This is a genomic window from Streptomyces sp. DSM 116793 (assembly GCF_057320905.1).
The window spans coordinates 308,434-330,207 of the sequence record NZ_CM170494.1 but is presented as its reverse complement, the minus strand read 5'-3'; the positions used below and the strand labels follow the sequence as shown (position 1 = coordinate 330,207).

The 21,774-nt window shown below is 72.3% G+C and carries 16 protein-coding genes and 1 pseudogene; 13 read left to right on the top strand and 4 right to left on the bottom strand.

Translation table 11 applies throughout. The annotated features are described in order from the left end of the window. Positions 1 to 210: 210 nt before the first annotated feature. The 4 genes from ACSMXW_RS01440 to ACSMXW_RS01425 all read left to right on the top strand — a co-directional run bounded on the left by ACSMXW_RS01440 (position 211) and on the right by ACSMXW_RS01425 (position 4,513). Positions 211 to 1,539 carry an ABC transporter substrate-binding protein gene (locus tag ACSMXW_RS01440; RefSeq protein WP_485803348.1) on the top strand — a complete coding sequence of 443 codons (1,329 nt, stop codon included), beginning with the start codon at positions 211 to 213 and terminating at the stop codon, positions 1,537 to 1,539. A gap of 31 nt (positions 1,540 to 1,570) precedes the next feature. After that, on the top strand, positions 1,571 to 2,539 hold the full coding sequence (locus tag ACSMXW_RS01435) for a carbohydrate ABC transporter permease (protein ID WP_485803346.1): 969 nt from the start codon (positions 1,571 to 1,573) through the stop codon (positions 2,537 to 2,539). Then, on the top strand, positions 2,539 to 3,414 hold the full coding sequence (locus tag ACSMXW_RS01430; protein ID WP_485803345.1) for a carbohydrate ABC transporter permease: 876 nt from the start codon (positions 2,539 to 2,541) through the stop codon (positions 3,412 to 3,414). Before ACSMXW_RS01435 ends, ACSMXW_RS01430 begins: the two co-directional genes overlap by 1 nt. A 178-nt stretch (positions 3,415 to 3,592) precedes the next feature. Beyond that, entirely contained in the window at positions 3,593 to 4,513 is a 921-nt protein-coding gene (locus tag ACSMXW_RS01425) for an SAM-dependent methyltransferase (protein WP_485803343.1), read from the top strand. A 420-nt stretch (positions 4,514 to 4,933) separates the two neighbouring features. Here the strand turns inward: ACSMXW_RS01425 and ACSMXW_RS01420 are convergent, their stop codons facing one another. Continuing rightward, the gene (locus ACSMXW_RS01420; protein WP_485803341.1) at positions 4,934 to 6,583 is read right to left on the bottom strand and encodes a phosphodiester glycosidase family protein; all 1,650 of its coding nucleotides are present in this window, start codon (positions 6,581 to 6,583) and stop codon (positions 4,934 to 4,936) included. A 504-nt stretch (positions 6,584 to 7,087) separates the two neighbouring features. Between ACSMXW_RS01420 and ACSMXW_RS01415 the strand changes: the two genes are divergently transcribed. After that, on the top strand, positions 7,088 to 9,706 hold the full coding sequence (locus ACSMXW_RS01415) for an ATP-binding protein (RefSeq protein WP_485803339.1): 2,619 nt from the start codon (positions 7,088 to 7,090) through the stop codon (positions 9,704 to 9,706). An 18-nt stretch (positions 9,707 to 9,724) separates the two neighbouring features. On the opposite strand, the gene ACSMXW_RS01410 is transcribed toward ACSMXW_RS01415, so the two are convergent. Next, positions 9,725 to 11,638, bottom strand: coding sequence for an ABC transporter ATP-binding protein (locus ACSMXW_RS01410; RefSeq protein ID WP_485808554.1), 1,914 nt, complete (start codon positions 11,636 to 11,638; stop codon positions 9,725 to 9,727). A gap of 601 nt (positions 11,639 to 12,239) precedes the next feature. Between ACSMXW_RS01410 and ACSMXW_RS01405 the strand changes: the two genes are divergently transcribed. From ACSMXW_RS01405 to ACSMXW_RS01390, 4 genes and pseudogenes are all read left to right on the top strand, one after another. After that, on the top strand, positions 12,240 to 13,043 hold the full coding sequence (locus ACSMXW_RS01405) for a TnsA-like heteromeric transposase endonuclease subunit (RefSeq protein WP_485803337.1): 804 nt from the start codon (positions 12,240 to 12,242) through the stop codon (positions 13,041 to 13,043). Between the two features lie 462 nt (positions 13,044 to 13,505). Further along, on the top strand, positions 13,506 to 14,813 hold the full coding sequence (locus tag ACSMXW_RS01400; RefSeq protein WP_485803335.1) for a hypothetical protein: 1,308 nt from the start codon (positions 13,506 to 13,508) through the stop codon (positions 14,811 to 14,813). 451 nt (positions 14,814 to 15,264) lie between these two features. Further along, the gene (locus tag ACSMXW_RS01395) at positions 15,265 to 15,912 is read left to right on the top strand and encodes an AAA family ATPase (RefSeq protein ID WP_485803334.1); all 648 of its coding nucleotides are present in this window, start codon (positions 15,265 to 15,267) and stop codon (positions 15,910 to 15,912) included. A 249-nt stretch (positions 15,913 to 16,161) separates the two neighbouring features. Further along, a pseudogene (locus tag ACSMXW_RS01390) lies at positions 16,162 to 16,488 on the top strand (DUF6234 family protein); the annotation flags it as partial. Positions 16,489 to 16,575: 87 nt separating this feature from the next. On the opposite strand, the gene ACSMXW_RS01385 reads toward ACSMXW_RS01390, so the two are convergent. Continuing rightward, positions 16,576 to 16,704, bottom strand: coding sequence for a hypothetical protein (locus tag ACSMXW_RS01385; protein ID WP_485808590.1), 129 nt, complete (start codon positions 16,702 to 16,704; stop codon positions 16,576 to 16,578). A 163-nt stretch (positions 16,705 to 16,867) separates the two neighbouring features. Then, positions 16,868 to 17,776 carry an alpha/beta hydrolase family protein gene (locus ACSMXW_RS01380; protein WP_485803332.1) on the bottom strand — a complete coding sequence of 303 codons (909 nt, stop codon included), beginning with the start codon at positions 17,774 to 17,776 and terminating at the stop codon, positions 16,868 to 16,870. 100 nt (positions 17,777 to 17,876) lie between these two features. On the opposite strand from ACSMXW_RS01380, the gene ACSMXW_RS01375 reads away from it, so the two are divergent. From ACSMXW_RS01375 to ACSMXW_RS01360, 4 genes are all read left to right on the top strand, one after another. Continuing rightward, entirely contained in the window at positions 17,877 to 18,446 is a 570-nt protein-coding gene (locus ACSMXW_RS01375) for a TetR/AcrR family transcriptional regulator (protein WP_485803331.1), read from the top strand. A gap of 645 nt (positions 18,447 to 19,091) precedes the next feature. Continuing rightward, positions 19,092 to 19,613 (top strand): AAA family ATPase, encoded by a 522-nt coding sequence (locus tag ACSMXW_RS01370; RefSeq protein ID WP_485803329.1) that lies wholly within the window; start codon positions 19,092 to 19,094, stop codon positions 19,611 to 19,613. Between the two features lie 254 nt (positions 19,614 to 19,867). Beyond that, the gene (locus tag ACSMXW_RS01365; protein ID WP_485803327.1) at positions 19,868 to 20,149 is read left to right on the top strand and encodes a DUF1876 domain-containing protein; all 282 of its coding nucleotides are present in this window, start codon (positions 19,868 to 19,870) and stop codon (positions 20,147 to 20,149) included. Positions 20,150 to 20,341: 192 nt separating this feature from the next. Further along, a complete protein-coding gene (locus ACSMXW_RS01360) occupies positions 20,342 to 21,679 on the top strand; it encodes a nicotinate phosphoribosyltransferase (RefSeq protein ID WP_485803326.1) in 1,338 nt (445 codons plus the stop codon). Positions 21,680 to 21,774 lie beyond the last annotated feature (95 nt).

Sequence of the window (21,774 nt, the reverse complement as noted above, 5' to 3'; positions counted from 1 at the left end):
AATGCTCGCTAGCGATGGTCGACTTGATTGCCCCTCGCCTGTCATCCGCCGGGGGCGTGCCCGCGTCGGCGCGATCACGCCCGGGTTGGCCAGGGCCCGTCACACGTCCGCCCCGTTCGTCCGCACCGGATGGTGGCGGTGGGGGCCCGCAAGCCCCCGACGTGTCCGCGGCGCGGCGGGACATCTTCCCCATGAGAGAGGTGTCGCCCAATGCTCTCCACACGACAAGGCGTCAGAGGCGCGGTGGGACTCTCCCTCCTGTCGTGTCTCGCGCTGGCCACCACCGCCTGCGGCGGGGGCGGCACCACGGCGTCGTCGGCGACCCGAGGGGTGACGATCAACGTCGCCCTCGCCATCCCCTCACCCCCCAAGGCGTCGCTCGACGCGTTCACCAAGTCCACCGGCATCACGGTGCACTGGACGAACATCGACTGGGACAGCCTGCAGACGAAGATCGCGGCCGCCGCCACCGCCCACACCTACTTCGCGGACGCCACGGATGTCGACTGGTCCCGGGTGGGCCAGCTGAGCAAGCTCAAGTGGTTCCACCCGATGCAGGACTACCTCGACACCAAGGCCCTGGCGCCGGACATGCCGCAGATGACGTCGTTCACGGTGGGCAAAGAGGTGGTGGGCGTCCCCTTCGACGCGTCCTTCCTGACGACCACCGTCAACAAGAAGATGTTCGCGAAGGCCGGCATCACCACCATGCCGAGGACGATGGCGCAGTACACGGCCGACCTCAGGAAGATCAAGGCGAAGGGTGTCGTCGACCACCCCCTGGACATCCCGTTCGCCGCGGCGGAGGGCCTGTCCACGTACTGGTACCAGACCACCGCCGCCTTCGGCGGCACCATACTCGACGGGCACGGCAGGCCGCAGTTCACCAGCCCCGGCTCCGCCGGATACAAGGCCGCGCAGTGGATGACCGACGCCATCAGGCAGGGCCTGGTCGCCCCCGGAAACATCAACACCACCGACAGCCAGGGCACCCAGACGGAGATGGCGAAGGGCAGGGTCGCCAGCGTCTTCAGCGACTACTCGGGCAACGTCGGCAGCCTCTACGACGTCCCCTCCTCCTCGACCGTCACCAAGCAGGTGAGCTACCTGCCCACGCCCGGCGTGCGCGGGCCCGCGCCCAACCTCAGCAACCCGGACGGCATCGGCATCCCGGCGACCGCCAAGTACCCGGCCGCGGCAGCCAAGTTCATCAAGTGGTTCACCGCCGCCGACCAGCAGGCCGCGTTCGCGGGCATCGACGGTCCCGAGAAGACGCTGCGGACCTACAGCCTGCCCTCCCGGCTGAGCGCGGTGCACCGACTCGCCGCCAAGGGAGACCTGGTCGGCGCCACCGCCATGAGCACCATGCTCAAGTCGAGCACCAGGCCCGTCTTCCCGCAGGGCGCGCCGCCGTGGTACCCGCAGTTCTCCAACGCCGTCTACACCAACCTGCACGCCGCCGCCACCGGGAGCCAGAGCGTCCAAGCGGCGATCAAGGCCATCGCCGCCACCGCGAACCGGCTCGCCGCCGGATCGTGACCGAGCACGCGCCGGCCATGAGGAACCGCCCATGACACGACTGAAGCTCGAGGCACCGCAGGCGACGGCGCCGGACCCCGGCACGCCGGGCGCCGCAACGCCCAGCGGCCACCGCCCCGGCGGGGCCCGCCGGCGCCGCTTCGACCCGCTGCCCTATGCGCTCGTCGCACCCCTGGTGCTCTTCATCGTCCTCCTTGCGGCGGTCCCCGCCGTCTTCACGATCGTCGAGTCCTTCTTCCGGGTCGACGCGCTCGACCCGCCGACGCGCTTCATCGGCCTCGGCAACTTCCGGAGCCTGTTCCACTCCTCCGCGGTACGCGCCGCCGCCGGCAACACCGTGCTGTACGTGGTGATCGGCGTGGCGCTGTCCACCGTCCTCGGCATCGCGATGGCGATCACCCTGCAGCGCCGGTTCGCCGGCCGTGCCGTGCTCATCGCCGTCCTCATCCTGCCGTGGGCGCTGCCCGGCGTCGTCGAGGGCATCGTGTGGAGCGGCATCTGGGACGGCAACTCGGGGCTCCTCAACAGCGTGCTCACCTCGCTGCACCTGATCGACCACTACCAGAACTTCCTCGGCCAGAACCGGCTGGAGACGATCGCGCTGATCGAACTCGTGCAGGTCTGGCAGATCACTCCGCTGTCCGCCCTGCTGATCCTGGCCTCGCTGCAGAACATCCCGCACGACCTGTACGAGGCGGCGACGCTCGACGGCTGCTCGTCCTGGGGCGCGTTCCGGCGTGTCACGCTGCCGCTCGCCAGGCCCGGCATCGCGGTCGCGATGGTGCAGGCGGTGATCGCTACGCTGAACGTCTTCGACCAGCCCTATGTGCTCAACGGCGCGGCGTCCACCGGCTCGTCGGTGATGGCGCAGACCTACTACATCAGCTTCCAGAACCTGGACTTCGGCGCGGGCTACGCGCTGTCCCTGCTGGTCACGGCGGTCACCCTCGTGCTGTCCTTCCTCGTCGTCAAGTTCGTGCACCGGACGGTGGAGTACTGATGTCCTTCCACGTGACCCCGTTCCGCGTGATGCCGTTCGGCGTGGTCCGCCGGTTCCGCGTCCGGTGGCTCGGCATAGCGTTCATCCTGCTGTGGTCGCTCGTCCCCATCTACTGGACGATCAACACCAGCCTCCAGACCGAGGCCCAGGCGGGCAGCAGGCCCGCACACTACGTGCCGCCCGCGCCGACCCTGCGGAACTACTCCACGCTGCTCGGCGGCTCGGGCGAGGTCCCGGGGCAGATCCGGCAGTCCGCGGCCAACATCTTCATCGAGTGCGGCGCCGCCACGATCGTCACCGTGGTGCTGTCCACACTCGCGGCCTACGCCTTCGCCCGGATGTCGTTCCGAGGCCGCGGCGTGCTCTTCTACGGCGTGCTCGCCACCATGGCCTTCCCCGCCTACACCACGCTGATCCCGCTGTACCGCATCCTCGGGGACCTCCGCCTGGTCAACACGTACACCGGCATCGTCCTGGTGTACGTCTCCGGCTTCCTGCCGCTGGCGACCTGGATCATGTACAACTACCTCCGCACCCTGCCGCCCGCCATCGAGGAGGCCGGGCTCGTCGACGGCGCCAGCCGGCTCCAGGTCCTGCGGCACGTCCTGCTGCCGCTGGCGGTGCCGGGCCTCATCTCGGCGACCGTCATCACCTTCCTCTTCTCGTGGACGCAGTTCCTCTTCCCGCTGGTGCTCTCCACCGACCAGTCCACCGAGCCGCTCACCGTGGTCATCGCCGCACTGCAGGGGCAGCACGTCGTCCCCTCCACCCTGCTGAGCGCGGCCGGCGTGATCACCATCGCGGTGCCCGCGGTCATCGCCATCGCCCTCAACCGGTACATCGTGAGCGGGCTGGTGAGCGGAAGCGTGAAATGACGTCCACGACCGGCTGACCTCGGGCCGCGTCCCGGCACCGGCCGCACGCCCCAGGTCCCGTGCGTTCCCCTCCGGTCCGTCGTGGCAAGCTGATCCACACCGGATGGACGGCCGCACCGGAACGGCCCCGCGCCGCGGGCGGCGCACACCCGCCGGCCGGGAGAAAGGAAGCACCACGGTGGCTCAGGAAGTGCCGGGGCACGATCAGACCCACGTACCGTCGGACGTCGGGTGGACGGCCCTGATGACCGCCCACATGCGGGCCATCGAGTCGGCGCGGGACGACCGGCTGTTCACGGACCCGCTCGCCATGGCCCTCGTCGACATGCTGCAGGACACGGTGCGCACCGGCCGGGACGCGGTCCTGCCGACCGGCCCCGCCGAGCTGACCGGCCCGCTCACCGAGACCTGGTACATGCTCGCCACCTTCCTGGGGGTGCGCACGCGCTACTACGACCGGCTGGTGCTCTCCGCCGTCGAGCGCGGCACCCGGCAGGTGGTGCTGCTCGCGGCCGGGCTCGACGCGCGCGCCTTCCGGCTCGGCCTGCCCGCGGACACTGCCGTGTTCGAGGTGGACACCGAGCCCGTCCTGCGGTTCAAGGACCGGGTGGTGAGCCAGGCGGGGCTTCGGCCGACGGCGCGGCGCACCGCGGTGCCGGCCGACCTGCGCGGCCCCTGGCAGGACGCGCTCATGGGGGCCGGCTTCGACCCCGGCCTGCCCACCGTCTGGCTGGTGGAGGGGCTGTTCATGTACCTCGCCGGCAAGGACTGCGACGCCCTGCTCGACCGCCTCACCGAACTCAGCGGCCCCGGCAGCCGGATCGCTCTGGAGTACTACGAGGACAATCCGCGGCACGCGGACGTGGGCGTGGCCGACGAGGTCGAGGACGCGGTCATCGCCCGCATCCTGAGCTTCTTCCAGTCCGGCCCCGCCCTTCCGCCCGGCCCGTGGCTCGCCGCCCACGGCTGGCGGCCCGAGGTCACCACACTGGCCGCGGAGATCACCGCCGCCGGCCGGCGACTCCCCCTGATGTTCAGCCCCGGCCGCCCCCACGAGGTGAACCTCTGGCTCGCCCACGGCACGGTGGGCACCCCGTAGGGCCGGGGGCACCGCGTGAGCGACCCCGGCGCGCCTGCGGCGGGCCACCGGGCCGAGTCCCCGGCGGTGGCTGTGGCCACCGGCTGGCGGGCGCCCCGTGGGGGCGCGGGGCACTGCGCGAGCGACCACATCGTGCCCCCGGTGGACCACCGGGCCGAGCCGCTCGCGGAGTGGTGTGACCACCGGCTGGTGGAGGTGGGGCGTGCAGTTCCCCGCGCCCCTCTCCTGGGAACGGCTTGACACCGGGGCTTGATGTCGGGGCTTGCGGGGCGCCGCACAGGGGCGCGGGGAACTGCGCGAGCAACCACGGTGTGCCCGCGGCGGGCCACCGGGCTCGGCCCGTTGCGGTCTCGCGTGTGGCCGCCGCCCGCCGGCCACCGCACGGCGGACCGAGAGGCCGAGACGGGGGAGCCGGGGGCGTCAGCCCCCGGGAAGGACCTGGACGGTGTCGCCGACGGCCCGTTCACCCGTCGCGTCGGACGGATGGTTCACGAGGCGTCCGCCGACGGCCATCGCAGTGGAACCTCCGCCGTCCAGGTTCAGCGCCCGAACCGCGCCGAGCGACTTCATGAAGGCCGCCCCCTCGGCGAGCGTGAACCCCTCGCTGCCGCCGGCGAGGCGGCCGTCGACGGTGACCAGCAGCAGCCGGCCCTTGCCGTCGACCCCGGCCATCGTGCGGGGCTGGCGGGTGCCGGCCCAGGCGTAGCCGAACGACAGGTCCGACGGGTCGACGGTGCCCTCCGCGGCGGCGTCGATGTGCACCCGACCGTCCGACACCAGCATGGGTGCCGCGCTGACGATGCTGTCGTGCGGCCCGAGAGCCAGGGCCCTGCCGTGGTCGTCGCGGACCACGGTCCGCACGGTGGCCTCCTGGCCCACCACGGCATGCCCGGTGAGCCATCCGGCGGCGGCGCCGATGCCCTGGAGCACGGTGTGCCCGGGAGAGACCTCGCCACCGCGGCCGCCGACGGACACCACCCGGCCCCGCGCGTCGAGCACCACCTGGGTGCCCGCGCCGGCCGGGAGGGCGTGGCCGTACTCCGGGGTGAAGGCGACCAGGTCGTCCCGTTCGGTGCAGGTGACGTCCTGCCGGGGCAGTGCCGTGGGCGAGCCGCCGGGCTGGCCGCAGTCGCGCACCAGGCCCGGCGTGCGGTTCAGGCCGTGCACGGGGTAGCCGGAGCCGCCGATGCGCGCGGTCGCGGTCGTGGTGAGGTTCGCGATGCCGACCCGCCGGCCGCCGTCGCCGAGGACCAGCGCGGCCCGGGATCCCGACGCGAGGGACTCCAGCCGGCCGCCGTATGCGCCGAGGCCCGCCTGGAGGCCCTGGGCCCCGTCGGCGTCCGACGTGATGAAGAAGCCGCCGTTCACCCCGACCAGCGAACCGAGGCCGGCGGCCACCGACGATGTCGTCCCGCGCTGCGCGAGGCGCCCGTCGTGGGTGGCCTGGACCGAGCCGGTGAAGGCGCCCGGGTCGACGACCGCCACGTGGATGTGCTCGACGTCCGCGGGCTGGTCGGAGTCGTATCCCGTCCACTCGACCGCGGTGTGGAAGCCCGCCGCCGTGAGGCGTGTGGCCTGCTCCTGCGCGGTCTGCTGCGACGGGTACGAGCCGACCCGGACCCGGACGCCCATCAGACCCCGCGGCGTGTCCGCGTACCGCGGCCACGGGATCCTGGCCTCGGTGGGTGTGAAGCCCGCGGCGCGCAGCCGGGCGGTGGTCTGCGCCGCCCACGCCGTGCCGCCGACCTCGGCCCAGGCCTGCGCACCGGTGAACGCGGCCTTCACCGGCGCCTGTACGGTCACCGTCCAGCTCGGTGCCGCCGCCGGGTCGGTGAGCGTGCCGGTGCGCACCTGCACACCGGGGGCGACGCGCTGCGTCGTCCAGTGCGCCGTGGCCGTGCCCGCGGATGTGGCCGGTGCGGTGGGTGTGTCCGCCGCGGCCGAGACCGTCGCGGCACCGCCCGCGACGGTGAGCGGAGCCGCCACGGCGAGCGTCATCGCGATCCGCACCGCCGGCCGGATACGGCGGCCACCACTGCCACTGCCTTTGCCTCTGCCCGGAATGTTCATGCCTCTCCTTCGTCGTCGGGCGGCCGGCCGGACCGGCGGGTGAAGAGCGGGCGGGTGGCTCCCGCGCCGGACCGTCGCCCGCTCCGCGCCGGACCGTCGCCCGCTCCGCGCCGGACCGTCCCCCGCCCGCGCCGTGCTGGAGTCCAGTCCTTCCGTGCGAACACGCGCCCAGGCACACCGGTACGGGGGGCGGCCCACCGGTGAACGGCCGGTGCCGCCCCGCGGACCCGTCACCACGCCCGGGGCGACCACTCACGCAACGTAGTCCCTCAGGGCCGATCCGCGGCAGGGTGCGGGAACAAGCCGCGGCCCGTGCGGGTACAGACGGCGGCCCGTGTGGGCACGGCCGCGGCCCTGCCGGAACAAGCCGGGGCACATGCGGCGGTGAGCGGAGGCGCACGCGGGAGCGGGCCCCGGACCTGAGAGGCTGTAGGGCGCGGCTTCACGGGAAGCCGGCTGGTGGGCCTGCCCAGCCCACCCCTTGGACGAGACGGGACCCGGACCATGGCACGCGGCAAGCTACGCATCTACCTGGGGGCGGCGCCGGGTGTCGGCAAGACCTACGCGATGCTGTCCGAGGCCCACCGCCGCCTGGAGCGCGGCACGGACGTGGTGGTCGCGTTCGTCGAGCACCACAACCGCCCGCGCACCGAGCTGATGCTGCGCGGCCTCGAACAGGTGCCGCGCGCCGAGCTGACCTACCGGGGCGGCACGTTCACGGAGATGGACGTGGACGCCGTGCTCGCCCGGGGACCAGCCGTCGCCTATGTCGACGAGCTGCCGCACACCAACGTCCCCGGCTCGCGCAACGCCAAGCGCTGGCAGGACGTCGAGGAACTCCTCGGGGCCGGCATCGACGTCGTTTCGACGGTGAACATCCAGCACCTGGAGTCGCTCGGCGACATCGTCGAGTCGATCACGGGGATCCGGCAGCGCGAGACCATCCCCGACGAGGTGGTGCGCCGCGCCGACCAGATCGAGCTGGTCGACATGTCACCCCAGGCGCTGCGCCGCCGGCTGGCGCACGGCAACATCTACCAGCCCGACAAGGTCGACGCGGCCATGTCGAACTTCTTCCGCATCGGCAACCTCACCGCCCTGCGGGAGCTGGCGCTGCTCTGGGTCGCCGACCGGGTGGACGAATACCTCAAGGAGTACCGCAGCGAACACCGTGTCTCGAAGATCTGGGGCTCCCGGGAGCGCATCGTCGTCGGCCTCACCGGCGGTCCCGAGGGCCGCACGCTGATCCGCCGCGCGGCCCGCCTCGCCGAGAAGGGCGCGGGCGGCGAGGTGCTCGCCGTGCACATAGCCGGTGCCGACGGCCTGGCCTCCGCGTCCCCGAAGGAACTCGCCGTCCAGCGCAAGCTGGTGGAGGATCTGGGCGGCACCTACCACCACGTCGTCGGCGACGACGCGCCCACCGCGCTGCTCGCCTTCGCCCGCGGTGTGAACGCCACCCAGACCGTGCTCGGCGTCTCGCGCCGCAAGCCCTGGCAGTACGTCCTCGGCCCCGGTGTCAGCGCCACGGTCGCCCGCGAGTCGGGGCCCGACCTGGACGTGCACATCGTCACGCACGAGGAGGCCGCCCGGGGCCGGGGGCTGCCCGTGGCGCGCGGTGCGCGGCTCGGCCGCTCGCGCGTCATCTGGGGCTGGCTGGTCGGCGTGGCCGGCCCCGCCGTGCTCGTCGCCCTGCTGGACGGCGCCGCGCCGGGCCTCGGCCTCGCCAACGACATGCTGCTGTTCCTCGCGCTGACGGTGGCCGCGGCCCTGCTCGGGGGAGTGCTCCCGGCGCTCGCCTCGGCGGCCGTCGGCTCGCTCCTGCTGAACTGGTTCTGCACCCCGCCCGTGCACCGGCTCACGATCTCGGACCCGGAGAACATCCTCGCCCTGGCGATCTTCGTGGGGGTGGCGGTATCGGTGGCCTCGGTCGTCGACCTGGCGGCCCGGCGCACCCACCAGGCGGCCCGGCTGCGCGCCGAGTCGGAGATCCTGTCCTTCCTCGCGGGCAGCGTGCTGCGCGGCGAGAACAGCCTGGCGGAGCTGCTGGAGAGGGTGCGGGAGACCTTCGGCATGGACTCCGTGGCCCTGCTGGAGCGGGAGAGCGAGGTCGCGCCCTGGACCTGTGCGGGCAGCGTCGGACCCCGCCCCGAGGACGAACGCCCGGAGCACGCCGACGTGGAGATGCCGGTCGGCGACCACATGGCCCTGGTGCTCACCGGCCGGGTGCTGCCCGCCGAGGACCGCCGGGTGCTCGCCGCCTTCGCCGCCCAGGCGGCCGTGGTGGTGGACCGCGCACGCCTGAAGGACGAGGCGGAGCAGGCCCGCATCCTGATGGAGGGCAACCGCATCCGCACGGCCCTGCTCGCCGCCGTCAGCCACGACCTGCGCACGCCGCTCGCCGGCATCAAGGCATCGGTGTCCTCCCTGCGGTCCGGGGACGTCGCATGGTCGCCGGCGGACCGGTCCGCGCTCCTGGAGTCCATCGAGGAGGGCGCCGACCGGCTCGACGGCCTGGTTGGCAACCTCCTGGACATGTCCCGGCTGCAGACCGGCACCGTCACCCCGCTGAGCCGTGAGACGGACCTCGACGAGGTGGTGCCGATGGCGGTGAGGGGCGTGCCCGAGTCCAGCGTGGTCCTGGACATCCCGGAGACCCTGCCGATGGTCGTCGCCGACTCGGGCCTCCTGGAGCGCTCGGTCGCGAACGTCGTGGAGAACGCCGTCCAGCACAGCACGGCCGGCACCGTCGTCCGCATCTCCGCGAGCGCGCTCGCGGACCGTGTGGAGGTGCGCGTCGCGGACCGCGGTCCGGGCGTGCCGGACGAGGCCAAGGACCGCATATTCGAGCCGTTCCAGCGGTACGGGGACGCCCCGCGCGGCGCGGGCGTGGGCCTCGGCCTGGCGGTGGCGCGCGGCTTCGCCGAGGCCATGGGCGGCACCCTCGCAGCGGAGGACACGCCCGGGGGCGGTCTGACGATGGTCCTCACCCTGCCGGCCACCGGGGGATCCCCGGTGACCGGCGAGGCGCCGGTGGTGAGCGGCTCCGCGGAGACGGGCGGTTCGACGGCGGCGGACGACTCCGCGCCGGCGGGTGACCCGCCCGTGGCCCGGGCGCGCCGCTAGGGCACGCCCAGGGCGGCCCTAGGAGGCGTCCTGCTTGCCGGGCGCCGGGGTGGCCGCCGGCACCACCGGGGGCCGGTCCGTGGCCTCGGTGGGCCGGGCCGTCTCCCTCGTGTGCTGGTACGACCACAGGTCCCTGAAGAGCCCGTCCTGGGCGACGAGTTCAGGGAAGGTGCCCTCCTGGACGACACGCCCCTTGTCCAGGACCAGGATGCGGTCGGCGACGGCGACGTTCGTCAGACGGTGGGTGATCAGGACGACGGCGCGGGTCTCCGCCAGCCGGCGCAGTCCCGCGAAGATCCGGTGCTCGCCCAGCGGGTCGAGCGCGGCGGTGGGCTCGTCCAGGACCAGCAGGCCGGCAGGGCGGTAGAAGGCGCGCGTCAGCGCGATGCGCTGCCACTGTCCCCCGGAGAGCTCCTGCCCGCCCAGCCAGTCGCGGGCCAGCACCGTGTCGAGGCCGGACCGCAGCTCGCCGACCACCTCGTCGGCGCCCGACGCGGCGCACGCCGTGTGGATGCGGGCGTCACCACCGGGCGCGGGCTGTCCCAGGGTGATGTTCTCGCGGGCGGTGAGCGGCCAGCGGGCGTAGTCCTGGGGCACCAGGGCGACACGGGACCACATGGCCGTGGGGTCGAGGTCCCCGGTGGGGACGCCGTCCCAGGTGACCGATCCCGTGGTGGGCAGGTACAGCCCGCTCAGCAGCTTCGCCAGGGTGGTCTTCCCGCTGCCGTTGTACCCGACGAGCGCGATGACCTCGCCGCGCCGCAGGGTCAGGGAGACCCCGCGCAACGCGTCGTGGGCCGCCTCCTCGTACCGGAAGACAAGGTCGCGCACCACGATCTCCCGCGGCCCGGCCGGCACGGTCGTGCCGCGCCGCATGCCGAAGCCGCCGGCCTCCGCCAGGAACTCGGACCAGTCGTCCATGTACAGCCCGGTACGCATGATGCGCGCACCGCCGGTGACCAGGCCGCGCAGGGCGGTCCCGACGGTGCCCAGCGCGAAGACGGCCGTCCCGGCGTGCCCGACGCTCATCCGCCCGGTGGCCAGCAGCCACACCACCGCGCCCCACACGGCCGCCGAGGCCAGCCCGCCACAGAGGGCGCCCAGCAGCGACATCCACGCGCCGGTGTCGGCGGCGCGCCGGTCGGCGGCGTTGATGCGCTCGGTGATCCGCCGGTAGCGGTCGACGAGGAAGTCGGACATGGTGCCCGCACGGATCTGGTCGGCGGCGTACCGGTCGCACACGTGCCAGCGCAGAATCGACAGCATCCGGTGGTCGCCGTTGGAACGCAGCCGGGCCAGGTACCGCACCCGTGCCGCACTGATCTGCGCCACCGCCTGCGGGAAGCTGGCCAGTGCCAGCAGGGGCAGGAGCGCGGGGTGCAGCGCCGTCAGCACACCGGCGCCGGCGATCAGCGAGGCGAGCGAGGCGATCAGGTCCTGGCCCTCGGACACCAGGTCCTGGGCCACCTCGGCGCCGCGGTCGGCGGCCTCCTTGCGGTGGTTGAAGCCGGGCGCGTCGTAGGCGGACAGCTCGACCCCGGTGACCGCCCGCAGGAGCCTGCGCTCGGCCTCCCGCGACATCTGCGGCCCCAGCCGGGAGGCGAGCCAGGCGACGGTGATGCCCAGCAGCGCGCGCAGCGCGGCGGCGCCCGCGAGCATCGCGAGCGACGGCCACGCGGACAGCAGCCGGCGGTAGATGTCGCCCTCGGACAGCAGGGCGGCGAGGGTTCCGCTGACCGCGAGCAGCCCGAGGGCCTGCAGCGCGCCGGCGGCGGCCTGGCAGACCAGCAGGCCGACGGCCGCCCAGGGGTCGATGCTCCACGCCAGCGCCACCGACCGGCGTACCAGCTGCGGCAGCCGGCGCGCCATGTCCAGCAGACGGATCTGCCGGATGGCCCGCTCCCGGCTGCCGGTCCTGTCGATGAACCGCAGCTCCTCCTCACCGCCGTGGTCCACCCTGGCGCTCCGCTCCTCTTCACCGTTCAGCTTCTCCGCGCCGCTCTGCTCCTCTCCACTGTTCCGCTCCTCCTCGGGAGCCGGTCCTCGTCCACCGCGCGGTGCGCGGCGCCGGTTGCTCGCCATCTGATCCTGGTCTCCTTCCACGGGTTCCTGCGGGGCGTACGGGATGCAGGCCGGGCGTCAACGGCGCGCCGGGGGCGGTCCTCCACCCCGCGGTGGCAAGGCGGGGGAAATCGAACGCCGGGGGTGGGGGACGGTGGTGGGTGCCTTGATCACGATTCCTCCGGGAGGGGCCGCGATGGGTACAGGTGCTCTAAAGAACGCCCCCGTCCGTGGGCCCGTAACGGGCTGGACGGGGGCAGATCATGAACAGATGTTCCAGCGCGGGGGCGGAGGTCGAGGGACGGCTGTGTGACACCGATCGGTAGTTGGCCATCTCGTTCGACAGTTGGCCAGTCCCCTCGATCGGGTGGTCGTGAGGCGGCGTTTTCTGATCAAGTACAGGCTTCTGTACGCGGGCTATGAACAGGGCTGCTGTGCTGCTTGCGTGAGTGGTACGCGGAGGCGGGCAAGGGTGGCCTCGGACGCGTGCGGGCTGGAGCAGTTGGTCGCCCCGTACGCCGTCGGCGAGGACGTACAGAGGCGATGGTCGCTGGGCCAGGGCTGGCTGGGGCGGTGGATGACGACCTGGCGGTTCGAGGGGGAGGAGGTCGTCTGGGCGGCGCGGGATCTGGAGTCGGTGCCGTTGTTCACGTCGCAGCCGGTACGCCGTTTCGGCTGGGGGACCCGGCAGCGGCACCGGCCGGGGCTGCAGTTCATGGTCTCCACCGGCCGGCACCACGGGTTCGAGTCGTTGGAGGAGCAACGCCTGCTCCTCGCACTGGACTTTCTGCGGGTGAGGGAGGTGCTGCCGCAGCCGTTCCGGCTGAGCTTCGAACATGCCGGGGGACGGATGGAGCACACTCCCGACTTCCTGGCGGTCATGGCTGACGGCGGCCGGTGGCTCCTGGACGTGAGGCCGCGGCCGCGGATCGGCGAGGACGACAAGCTGAAGTTCGCCGCGACCAACGAGCTGGCGCTGTCGTGTGGTTGGCGATATGCGGTGGTGACCGGCTGGCGCCCGCACGTGTGGTCGGTGCTGGACGCCTTGTCGGCCCAGCGCCGGCCTGTCGATGATCCGCTCGGGCTCCAGGAGGAGCTTCTCGCCGCTGCCGAGGACCCGGTGGCCTTCGGCGAGCCGGTGCAGGCCACGCGGCTGCCGGTGGTGGCCCGCGCCCACGCCTTGCACCTGATCTGGCACGGACGGCTCGCGATCGAGCTGGCCGAGCCGCTGCGCGATGCGACGCTGGTCTGGGCGGGCGCCGGACGGGCTGCCTGATGCCGGACGGGATGCTGGCGTTGGCGCCGGGAGCCGGCATCCGGCTCAACGGTGTCGAGTGGACGGTTGAGGACGTTGAACCGCAGGCCGGCGCCGTGGTGCTCCGGGATGTCGCAGGTGAGGTGGAACGCCGCCCGATCCGATGGCTCATGCACCACCCGGACTGCCGGCCCGGCAAACCGGCTGCGGAACAGCCTCCACGGCCACGCGGGCAGCTGCTGAAGACCAATCTCAGCGATCACCAGCTGAAACGGGCACGGCTGCGGGCCGAGCACGTGCTCGAGGCGGAGACCGGCTACCGCGCCGGCCACCCCGCGCGGGCCCTGCCGGGCGAACCGCGACCCGAGTACGACCCGGCCACCACCACGGTGACCCAGCGGCGCCGGGCCAAGGCCGCCGAGCTGAAGGCCCTCGGGCCCGCGGAGGCAGCCCGCGGAGGCGGAGATGCTGGGGCTGGCGCACATGAGCGAGCGCACGCTGCGGCGGCTGGCGGCGGGGAGCATCGAGGACATCGTGGCCGGCTGCGCGGATGGCCGGTGGACCCGCCGGGGCGGCGGGCACCCGAGCGTCACCGAGGAGATCCGGGAGGCGATCTTCGCGGTGAGACGCGAGTGCCTGCAGCGCTCGCGCATCAGCATGCGGGCCAAGCACCGGCTGCTGCACCAGTACGTCCGCGAGGTGTTCTCGGACTTCCCGACCGAGAAGGTCCCCGGCTACGACACCCTGGCCGCGGTCTGGGAGGAGTGGTTCGGCCCGGACGGAGCCCGGCAGCGCTACCAGCGCACGGCGGACGCCATCGGGGACACCTCCGCGCGGGTGGTGGTGCACCGCCCGGGCCAGGTCGTCGCGCTGGACACCACTCCGCTGCCGGTGAAGGTCCGCGAGGCGGTGTTCGGCGATCCGGTGTCGGTGATGCTGACGATCGCGCTGGACTGCTACACGCACTCGATCGTCGCGTTCCGGCTGACGCTGGTGTCGGACACCTCGGTGGACATCGCGATGCTGCTGCGGGATGTGATGATGCCGCTGCCCCTGCGGGAGGGCTGGGGCTCGGAGATGGAGTGGCCCTACCCCGGTGTCCCGGCCACGGTGGTCGCCCAGTTCGCCGGCCACCGGGTTGCGGCTTTGCCGTTCTTCTCCCCGGAGACGGTCACCACCGATCACGGCGGGCCCTACAAGAACCACCACGTGGTGGAGGCGGAGGGGACGCTGGGCTGCAACATCCTGCCCGCCCGCGTTCTGCGGTCGACGGACAAGTACGCCGTTGAGCGGGCGTTTGCCGCGATCAACAGCATGTTGCTGGAACACTTGCTGGGCTTCACCGGGGCCGACGTCGCCGACCGCGGCGCCGATCCGGAGGCGGATGCGGTGCTGTCGATGGCCCAGATGGAGAACGTGATCGCCTCCTGGGTGGTGAAGGTCTGGCAGAACCACGTCCTGGGCGAGTACGCGCCGGCCTGGGGCCCGGGCGAGGACCACAGCCCCAACTCGCTGCTCGCCGCGGCGATGCACCAGGGCGGCTTCGCCCTGCAGATCCCCAAGCCGGAGCTCTACTACGGCCTGCACAAGGCCCATTACGTCAAGATCCACCCGGGGCGAGGGGTGAAGATCGGCGGGCTTTGGTATCAGGACGAGGTGCTGGACGACCCCCGCTTCCACCAGCCATCGAGCCGGGGCGGCCGGCACAAGGGCCAGTGGGTCATCCGCTCCGACCGCCGCGACCGGCGGACGGTACCCCCTGCGCTGGACCGGCCTGCCGCGGGAAGGTGAGGTCCCGGCGTTCTCCGACAAGACGGCCGAGGCCCTGCTGGCGGAGGTTCGCCGGCGGAAGCTGGCCCCGCGTTCGGACGCTGAACTCCTCCCCGTCCTGCTGGACTTGCTCGGCTCGGTGATCCCGGTCGAGAAGTGGCCGACGCAGATGACCAAGCGGGAACGCAGGGCCCGCTCCCGCCAGGCCGAGCAGGCCCGCACCGCCGGCACCGACCGCCCGAAGACGGCCGCGGAAGAGTCGGCCGAGAGCAAGGTTCCTGCCCTGGCCCGAGCAGGTCCGCAGTGTCGAACAGGCCGTCGACGACGACCGGCGCCGCCGCCGCGGGGACGTCGCCCGGAGCCGGCCGGCTCCCGTCCCGCCGCCGCGGCTGGGCGACTCCCTGCGGCGCCGGTCCCTGTTCCTTCTGCCGCCCGACGATGACGAGACCACAGCCCAGCACAAGGAGCACGGGTGAGCCAGGAACCGGACCGCCACCATCTCGCCGAGGCCCTGATCCGGTCGTCGCCGCGGCGGGACACCTACGCCGGCTGGCAGCGCTGGCGCACGACGCGCGGCCCGTTCACACCTGCCCCGCGGCTCACCCTGGCCGAGTGGCGAGCCCTGAGCCCGGCCCAGCGGGCCCTGCACGACCTGCACCGCACGGCCACCCACGTGAACCTGCCGCTGCAGGAAACCCCGATGTCGCTGAAGGTGGCCCGGCTGGTCAACCGGCGCATCCGCAACAACGCTCTCAAGACCCGGCCTCCACCCCGGGCCGGGGTGATGGTCACCGGCTGGGGCTATCAGGGCAAGACGGAGACGGTCTGCGAAGTGGCCGCCGCGTTCGAGGACGCCAGGCTGGCCATGCACAACTACGTCCATCCCGGCGCCGTGGACGGCACCCGGGATCTGCATGCCCCCGTCGCCTACGTCCAGACCCCCGTCACCGCGAAACCGAAGAGCACCTGCCAGTCGATCCTGGGCTTCTTCGGCGCGCAGGCCCGGCGCCTGACCCTGCCTCAGCTGATCCGGCAGGTCGCCGACTCCCTCGACGACCACGGCACCAAGGCCCTGATCCTGGACGACATCACCCGTCTGCGCCAGGCCCCTGCCCCGTGATCGCTCATGCTCGGCTACAACCACGACACCACAGCCCGGCTCGCCGAAGCCTGGCGTCACTCTGCCCCGGTGACCACTCACGGTGACCACAAACCGTCAGAAGCTGAAGAATCGGCGACTCCCGATCACGCGAGGTGGCCAGTGTCACACCCCTTCCCGAGCGAAGTCACGCACCACATGCCTCTGCGCGAATGAGATTTGGGTACGCATACTCATGCACATCACCACCAGGCTCGGCACCCTGCAGCCATGGCAAATCACCCCCCAGCGCCGAATCGCTGGTGCCCCTGGTCGCACCGGACACGCCGGGGCGTGGACCTTGCCCTCGCGATACCGCTGTTCCTGCTGGAGACCGCGTGGCTGGTGCTGGACTCGGTATTCGGTCTCGGCCTGGAGGTATGGGCGGCGCAAGGCGACCAAGCGCGGGTCGACGCAGCCACCCTCGCGTACATTGATCGGGTCTGGGTGCTGCTGGTCGTCGTACTCATCGTGGCAGTTCTCGCTGGACTCTTCCGCACTCGCTGGACGGTGATCGCACACCTGCTGGTGGCTCTCCTGGCTGGATTGGTGCTGGCGGCCACACAGCACCAGTGGAATACCGACCACGCCCCGCCCCCGGGTGCATCCGCTATAGCGCGAACTGCTGAGACAGCCGGGCGCCGCTCATATCTCGGGCGTCAGGGTCAGCAGGAAGCGGCCCATTGGGAACGCGGCGGAGGGTCGAGCCGCGTGGATGGCGTGGGCGGCCGCCCAGGAGTGCCCGGCGTAGACCCCGGCCGTGAGTTCCCGCATGGCCACTTCGCGCATCACCTGGCGCCGTCGGCCGCCAGCCATGCGAACCGAGGCGTGAGCAGAGGCGAGGGAGCGGCTCAGAGCACCGCCGCGTCCTCTGCCGGTCAGGCCGGGGCGAGCTCGGCCGTTCGGCGCCGGGCGTCCCCCGACTGTCGGGCTGGGCTCACTTGCTGGTGACGCTCCAGGTACCGTCGCCTCCCTTGGCGGTGTTGCCGAGGGCGGTCCACTCGGCGTCGTTGAGGTTGAGGGCAGCGAGGAGGTAGGCGGAGATCGCGTCGGCGAGGAGGACGACGCGGGCGGGGTCCTCGTCGGTGGTCTCGGCGACCATCTCGCCAGCGATGCCGCCCATAGTGTGCTCGGCCTCGGCGATGGTGAGCAGGCTCTTGGGGGCCGGGCTGAGGTGGTAGGCGTCGGTGAACCACTCCGGCCCCCGGGTGGAGAGCTGCGACTGATCCTTGCCGCCCGCGACAACCAGGGTCGGGGTAGTCATGGTGGAGAAGTCCGGCTTCATGAACGGAAGGTTCTCGGCGGCGAACGGGGTGAGGGTATCGCCGGTTCCGGTCGCCGCGATCAGCGCGCCGGCCGAGACCGCGGAGTGGGAGAAGTCCTCGCCGGGAACGCCGTCTGCGTCCAGCACGCGCGCACCGAGGAGGGCGCCTGCGGTCTGGGCGCCCCAGGAGTGGCCGACCACGGCGGTGCGCTCACGGTCGGCGCGGGTCTCCAAGCCAGCCTGAGCCAGGATGTCGCCGAGGTTGTCGAGGACCGCGTGGAGGTCGGCGATCCGCACGCGCCAGATGGTGGCGAAGCGCGGGTCGTCCCAGGCGATGGCGTTACGGCGGGAGTCCAGGTGGGTGGGCTGCACCACGACGAATCCGGCGGCGGCCCACCGGTCGACGAGGGGCTCGTACCCGTCCAGGGACCACGCGTTTCCGTGGGAGAAAACGATCAGGGGCAGGTTCTGGCCCGACCGGGGGGCGGTGACCTTCACCTGCAGGTCGATCCCGCGCCCGGGCGCGGGAACGGGGATGGGCTTGACCGAGACGATCTGCTGGCCGAGGGGGCGGGAAGACATGGGAGACCTGTGCTTTCTCCGGAGCGGCTCTGCCACACTTTGACGGAGCGACGTTCCGCCAACTTAGCGGAACATTGTTCCGCGAGCAAAGGGAGGCATCGTGCCGGAGTCGGTCGGGGTACGCCAAGCACAGGCGCAGCGCACCCGCAGCGGCGTACTGGAGGCTGCTGCGGCGGTCTTCGTGGACCAAGGCATCCAGGCGCCCGTCCGCGACATCGCCGAACGCGCCGGCGTGGGTGTCGGCACGGTCTACCGGAACTTCCCGACCCGCGCAGACCTCGTCACCGCCGTCTACCGGCACCAGATCGACGCCTGTACCGCTCTCGCGCCCCGGCTCCTTGAGGAATCCGCCTCGCCGTTCACCGCGCTGACCCTGTGGACGGACGCGTTCGTGGACTTCCTCGTGACCAAGCACGGCCTCGGCGCGGCACTGGGGTCCGGTGATCCGGGTCTGGAGAACCTCCACGCCCTCATGCTCAACACCCTGGTCCCGGCCTGCGCGACGCTGCTGGACGCCTGCACCGAAACCGACGAACTCCGCCCCGGCGTCACCGCCTACACGCTCATGCGCGCCATCGGAAACCTCTGCATCACCGGCCCCGACTACGACCAGGCCGACGCCAAGCGCATGGTCGCCCTCCTCCTCACCGGATGCCGCAACAGGGCATGACAGCAGGCCCGGTGCCCCGCGCCGCCCGCACAGGTGAGGAGGGCACGGTCCACGGGATGTCCGGGCGCAAGAAGAAGACCCCCTCGACAGCCCACGCAAGCACCAGGCCGCTTCGGAATTCGTCTGGTCGCGCGTCACCGGCAGCGAGCGCGCGCTCGCCCCTCTCATCCCCGCCCTGCCGCCCCAGCTACGGGACCGCAGGCACTGGGATCGATCGCCAACTGCCTCGCGACCCCGGGACCGAACACCCATTACGCCCAGCTCAAGCCACTCCTGATGGAGTACGCCGACGAGCTGGCCGCAGCCGTCGACCAACTCCCGACTGGCCGACTACCAGCCGACATAATGGCCAACTACGAATCGTCACAACCGCCTGACCAGTGAAGACCGCGGGGCCGCTGGCCACCTAGCGATCGAGGTCACACGGCTGGTGTGACCTCGGCCGATGGCTGACCGTCGCGTTCGACAGGGACCCGTCCCGTTCGACTGGTGGCGGGTCCGCACGGCGGGGCGGTGGCGAGACTCCGACTTCTCGGGACGGGTGACACCTGATCTTGGTGGTCGAACCACCCCGGCAAGCGGGAATCCGTACCGGATTCCCGCCGTTGCCCCCTCCCGTGCCCGCACCGCGCTAGCGTCGGTCCCGTGATCGTATGGCTCAACGGCACCCACGGTGCGGGTAAGACGACGACCAGTGCACTCGTACAGCAACTGATTCCGGATTCACGGGTGTTCGACGCCGAGAAGGTCGGCGAGACGCTCATGGACATCAGGCCGGGGCTGCCCGCGACGGACAACTTCCAGCACTGGCCGCCGTGGCGGCAGCTCGTCGTCGAGACCGCCCGCCGCGTGCTCGACTACACCGGCGGCATCCTGGTGATCCCGATGACCGTCCTGGTCGAGCAGTACTGGCGCGAGATCAGCGCGGGCCTCGCACACCATGCCATCCCGGTACGCCACTTCGTCCTCCACGCCGACCAGGACACCCTGCGCGGGCGTATCCGGGGGGACACTCTTCTTGGCCCTTCCACCTTCCGTCTCAAGTACCTGGAGCCCTACGCCGAGGCGGCCCGTACGTGGCTGCACAGCGAGGCCGAGGTCGTCGACACCACGCACCTCACGCCCGCCCGGGCCGCCCTGCAGATCGCGGAGGCCGTCAAGAGCTGAGGTCCGCCCGCCACAGGGCCTCGTGCGGCCTGGCGCAGGTGATCGCATCGCACGTCGTGGGGCGAGGAAGGGTCGTGGGGCGAGGAAGGCGCGTCCCCGCGACCTGCGCGGCGTGCCGGTCCGCTGCCGGTCCGGCCGAAGCCGCCGGCGCCGGCCCATGGTCCGGCTGTCGGGTGCTCGGGGACCTTCGGCCCCGTGACCCGGGCCCACCGGGCGTCCGACAGTGGCTGTGGCACTAGGCAAGGAGCGGACCAATGGCGCACACAGTCGAGTGGAAGGTGCACCTCCACCTCTTCGAGGACGAGGGCACGACAAAGGCACGAGCCGTGGTGGACACCGGGGCCAACTCGGTCGTGGGCAACGGCCTCGCCCGCTGCAACCCGAACGACCGCGAGGTCCCGGAGATCGGCGACGAACTGGCGGCCGGCAGGGCGATGCGCGACATCGCCCAGCAGCTCCTGGGCACGGCACAACGCGACATAGAGAGCGCGAACGCACCGTCGCAGCAGGGGAGCGAGGCGGCCTGGCCCATGTGAGCGGACCAGCCGCGGTCTCGGCTGCCCCCGGGGGGCGGTGGCGGTCCGCGGATCTCGTCGTGGCCGCTCGCTGCCCCACTGCCTCAACGGCGTGGGCGGTACCGCCGACGCGGCGGAGCCGCATCGCGACACCTCGGGGGACGCCTTCAGGGCGGGGCTGCGCCCCGGAACCCCAGGAAAGGAGACGGCGCCGTGCCGGACGCCACCATCACCGACCTCTACGAGGTCACCATGGCGCTGTCGTACCTGGAGGAGGGACTGACGGCGCCCGCGACGTTCAGCCTGTTCGTCCGAGACCTGCCGCCCGAGCGTGGCTTCCTCGTGGCGGCCGGTCTCGAGTCCGCGCTCGACTACCTCGCGGAGTTCCGGATCGGCCGCGCGGACACCGAGGCCTTCGCGGCCGCCCTGCACCGGTCGCCCGACGACCTCGAACCCCTGGTGGGGACCGGCTTCACGGGCGAGGTCCGTGCCGTGCCCGAGGGCCGGACGGTACTGGGCGGGGAGCCGCTGCTGGAGGTGACCGCGCCGCTGCCCGAGGCGCAGCTCGTGGAGACCTGCCTGCTCAACATGGTCAGCCACCAGACACTGGTGGCGTCCAAGGCGGCACGCTGCGTCCTCGCCGCGGACGGCAGGCAGGTCGTGGACTTCTCGCTGCGCCGCACCCACGGCCTGGAGGCCGGTATGCAGGCGGCGAGGGTGGGCGCCATGGTCGGCTTCGCGGGCACCAGCAACGTGGCGGCCGCCCTCGCGCAGGGGATACGCGCCCGGGGCACGATGGCGCACTCCTACATCGAGGCGTTCCCTGACGAGGAGACCGCGTTCCGCGCCTTCGCCCGTGCGCACCCCGGTCCCATGACCTTCCTCGTGGACACCTACGACACCAGGCAGGGCGTGGCCACCGCGATCCGGGTGATGAAGGACCTGGGCCTGGGCCCTGACTGCGCCGTCCGGCTGGACAGCGGGGACCTCGGCGGTCTGGCCCGCCACGCCCGGCGGATGCTGGACGACGCCGGGCTTGCGGAGGTGCTGATCGTGGCCAGCGGCGGGCTCGACGAGTACCAGCTGGCCGACCTGGTGCGCTCCGGGGCGCCGATCGACGTCTACGCCGTGGGCACCCGCGTGGGCGTGTCGGCCGACGCGCCCTTCCTGGACTCGGCGTACAAGCTCACCGCCTACGACGGCCGACCGGTGATGAAGCTGTCGTCCGCGAAGGTCACGGCACCCGGCGCCAAGCAGGTGTTCAGGACCGCGGACCACACCGACGTCATCGCACTGCGCGACGAGGAGCCGCCGGAGGGCGGCCGTCCGCTGCTGGAGACGGTGATGACGGAGGGCCGGCGCGGCCACGACGTGGACCCGCCGTCGCGGGCGCGCGAGCGCTTCGGCCACGACGTCGCGAGCCTCCCGGCGGCGGCCCGCCGGATACGCCACCCGGAACCGCCGCGGCCGCGCATCTCCGAGCGGCTGTGGGACCTCACGGAGCAGGTGCACCGCAGGATCGAGCGCGAGAACCCGCCCGCGTACCGCTGACCGGCCGTCTGCCGGCGCCCGTCGGAGCCGGTGGAGCCGGTCCTGCCGGTGGAGGTGGGTTCGGGTCGCTCCCGCGCCCGCCGGCCGGCCGCCGG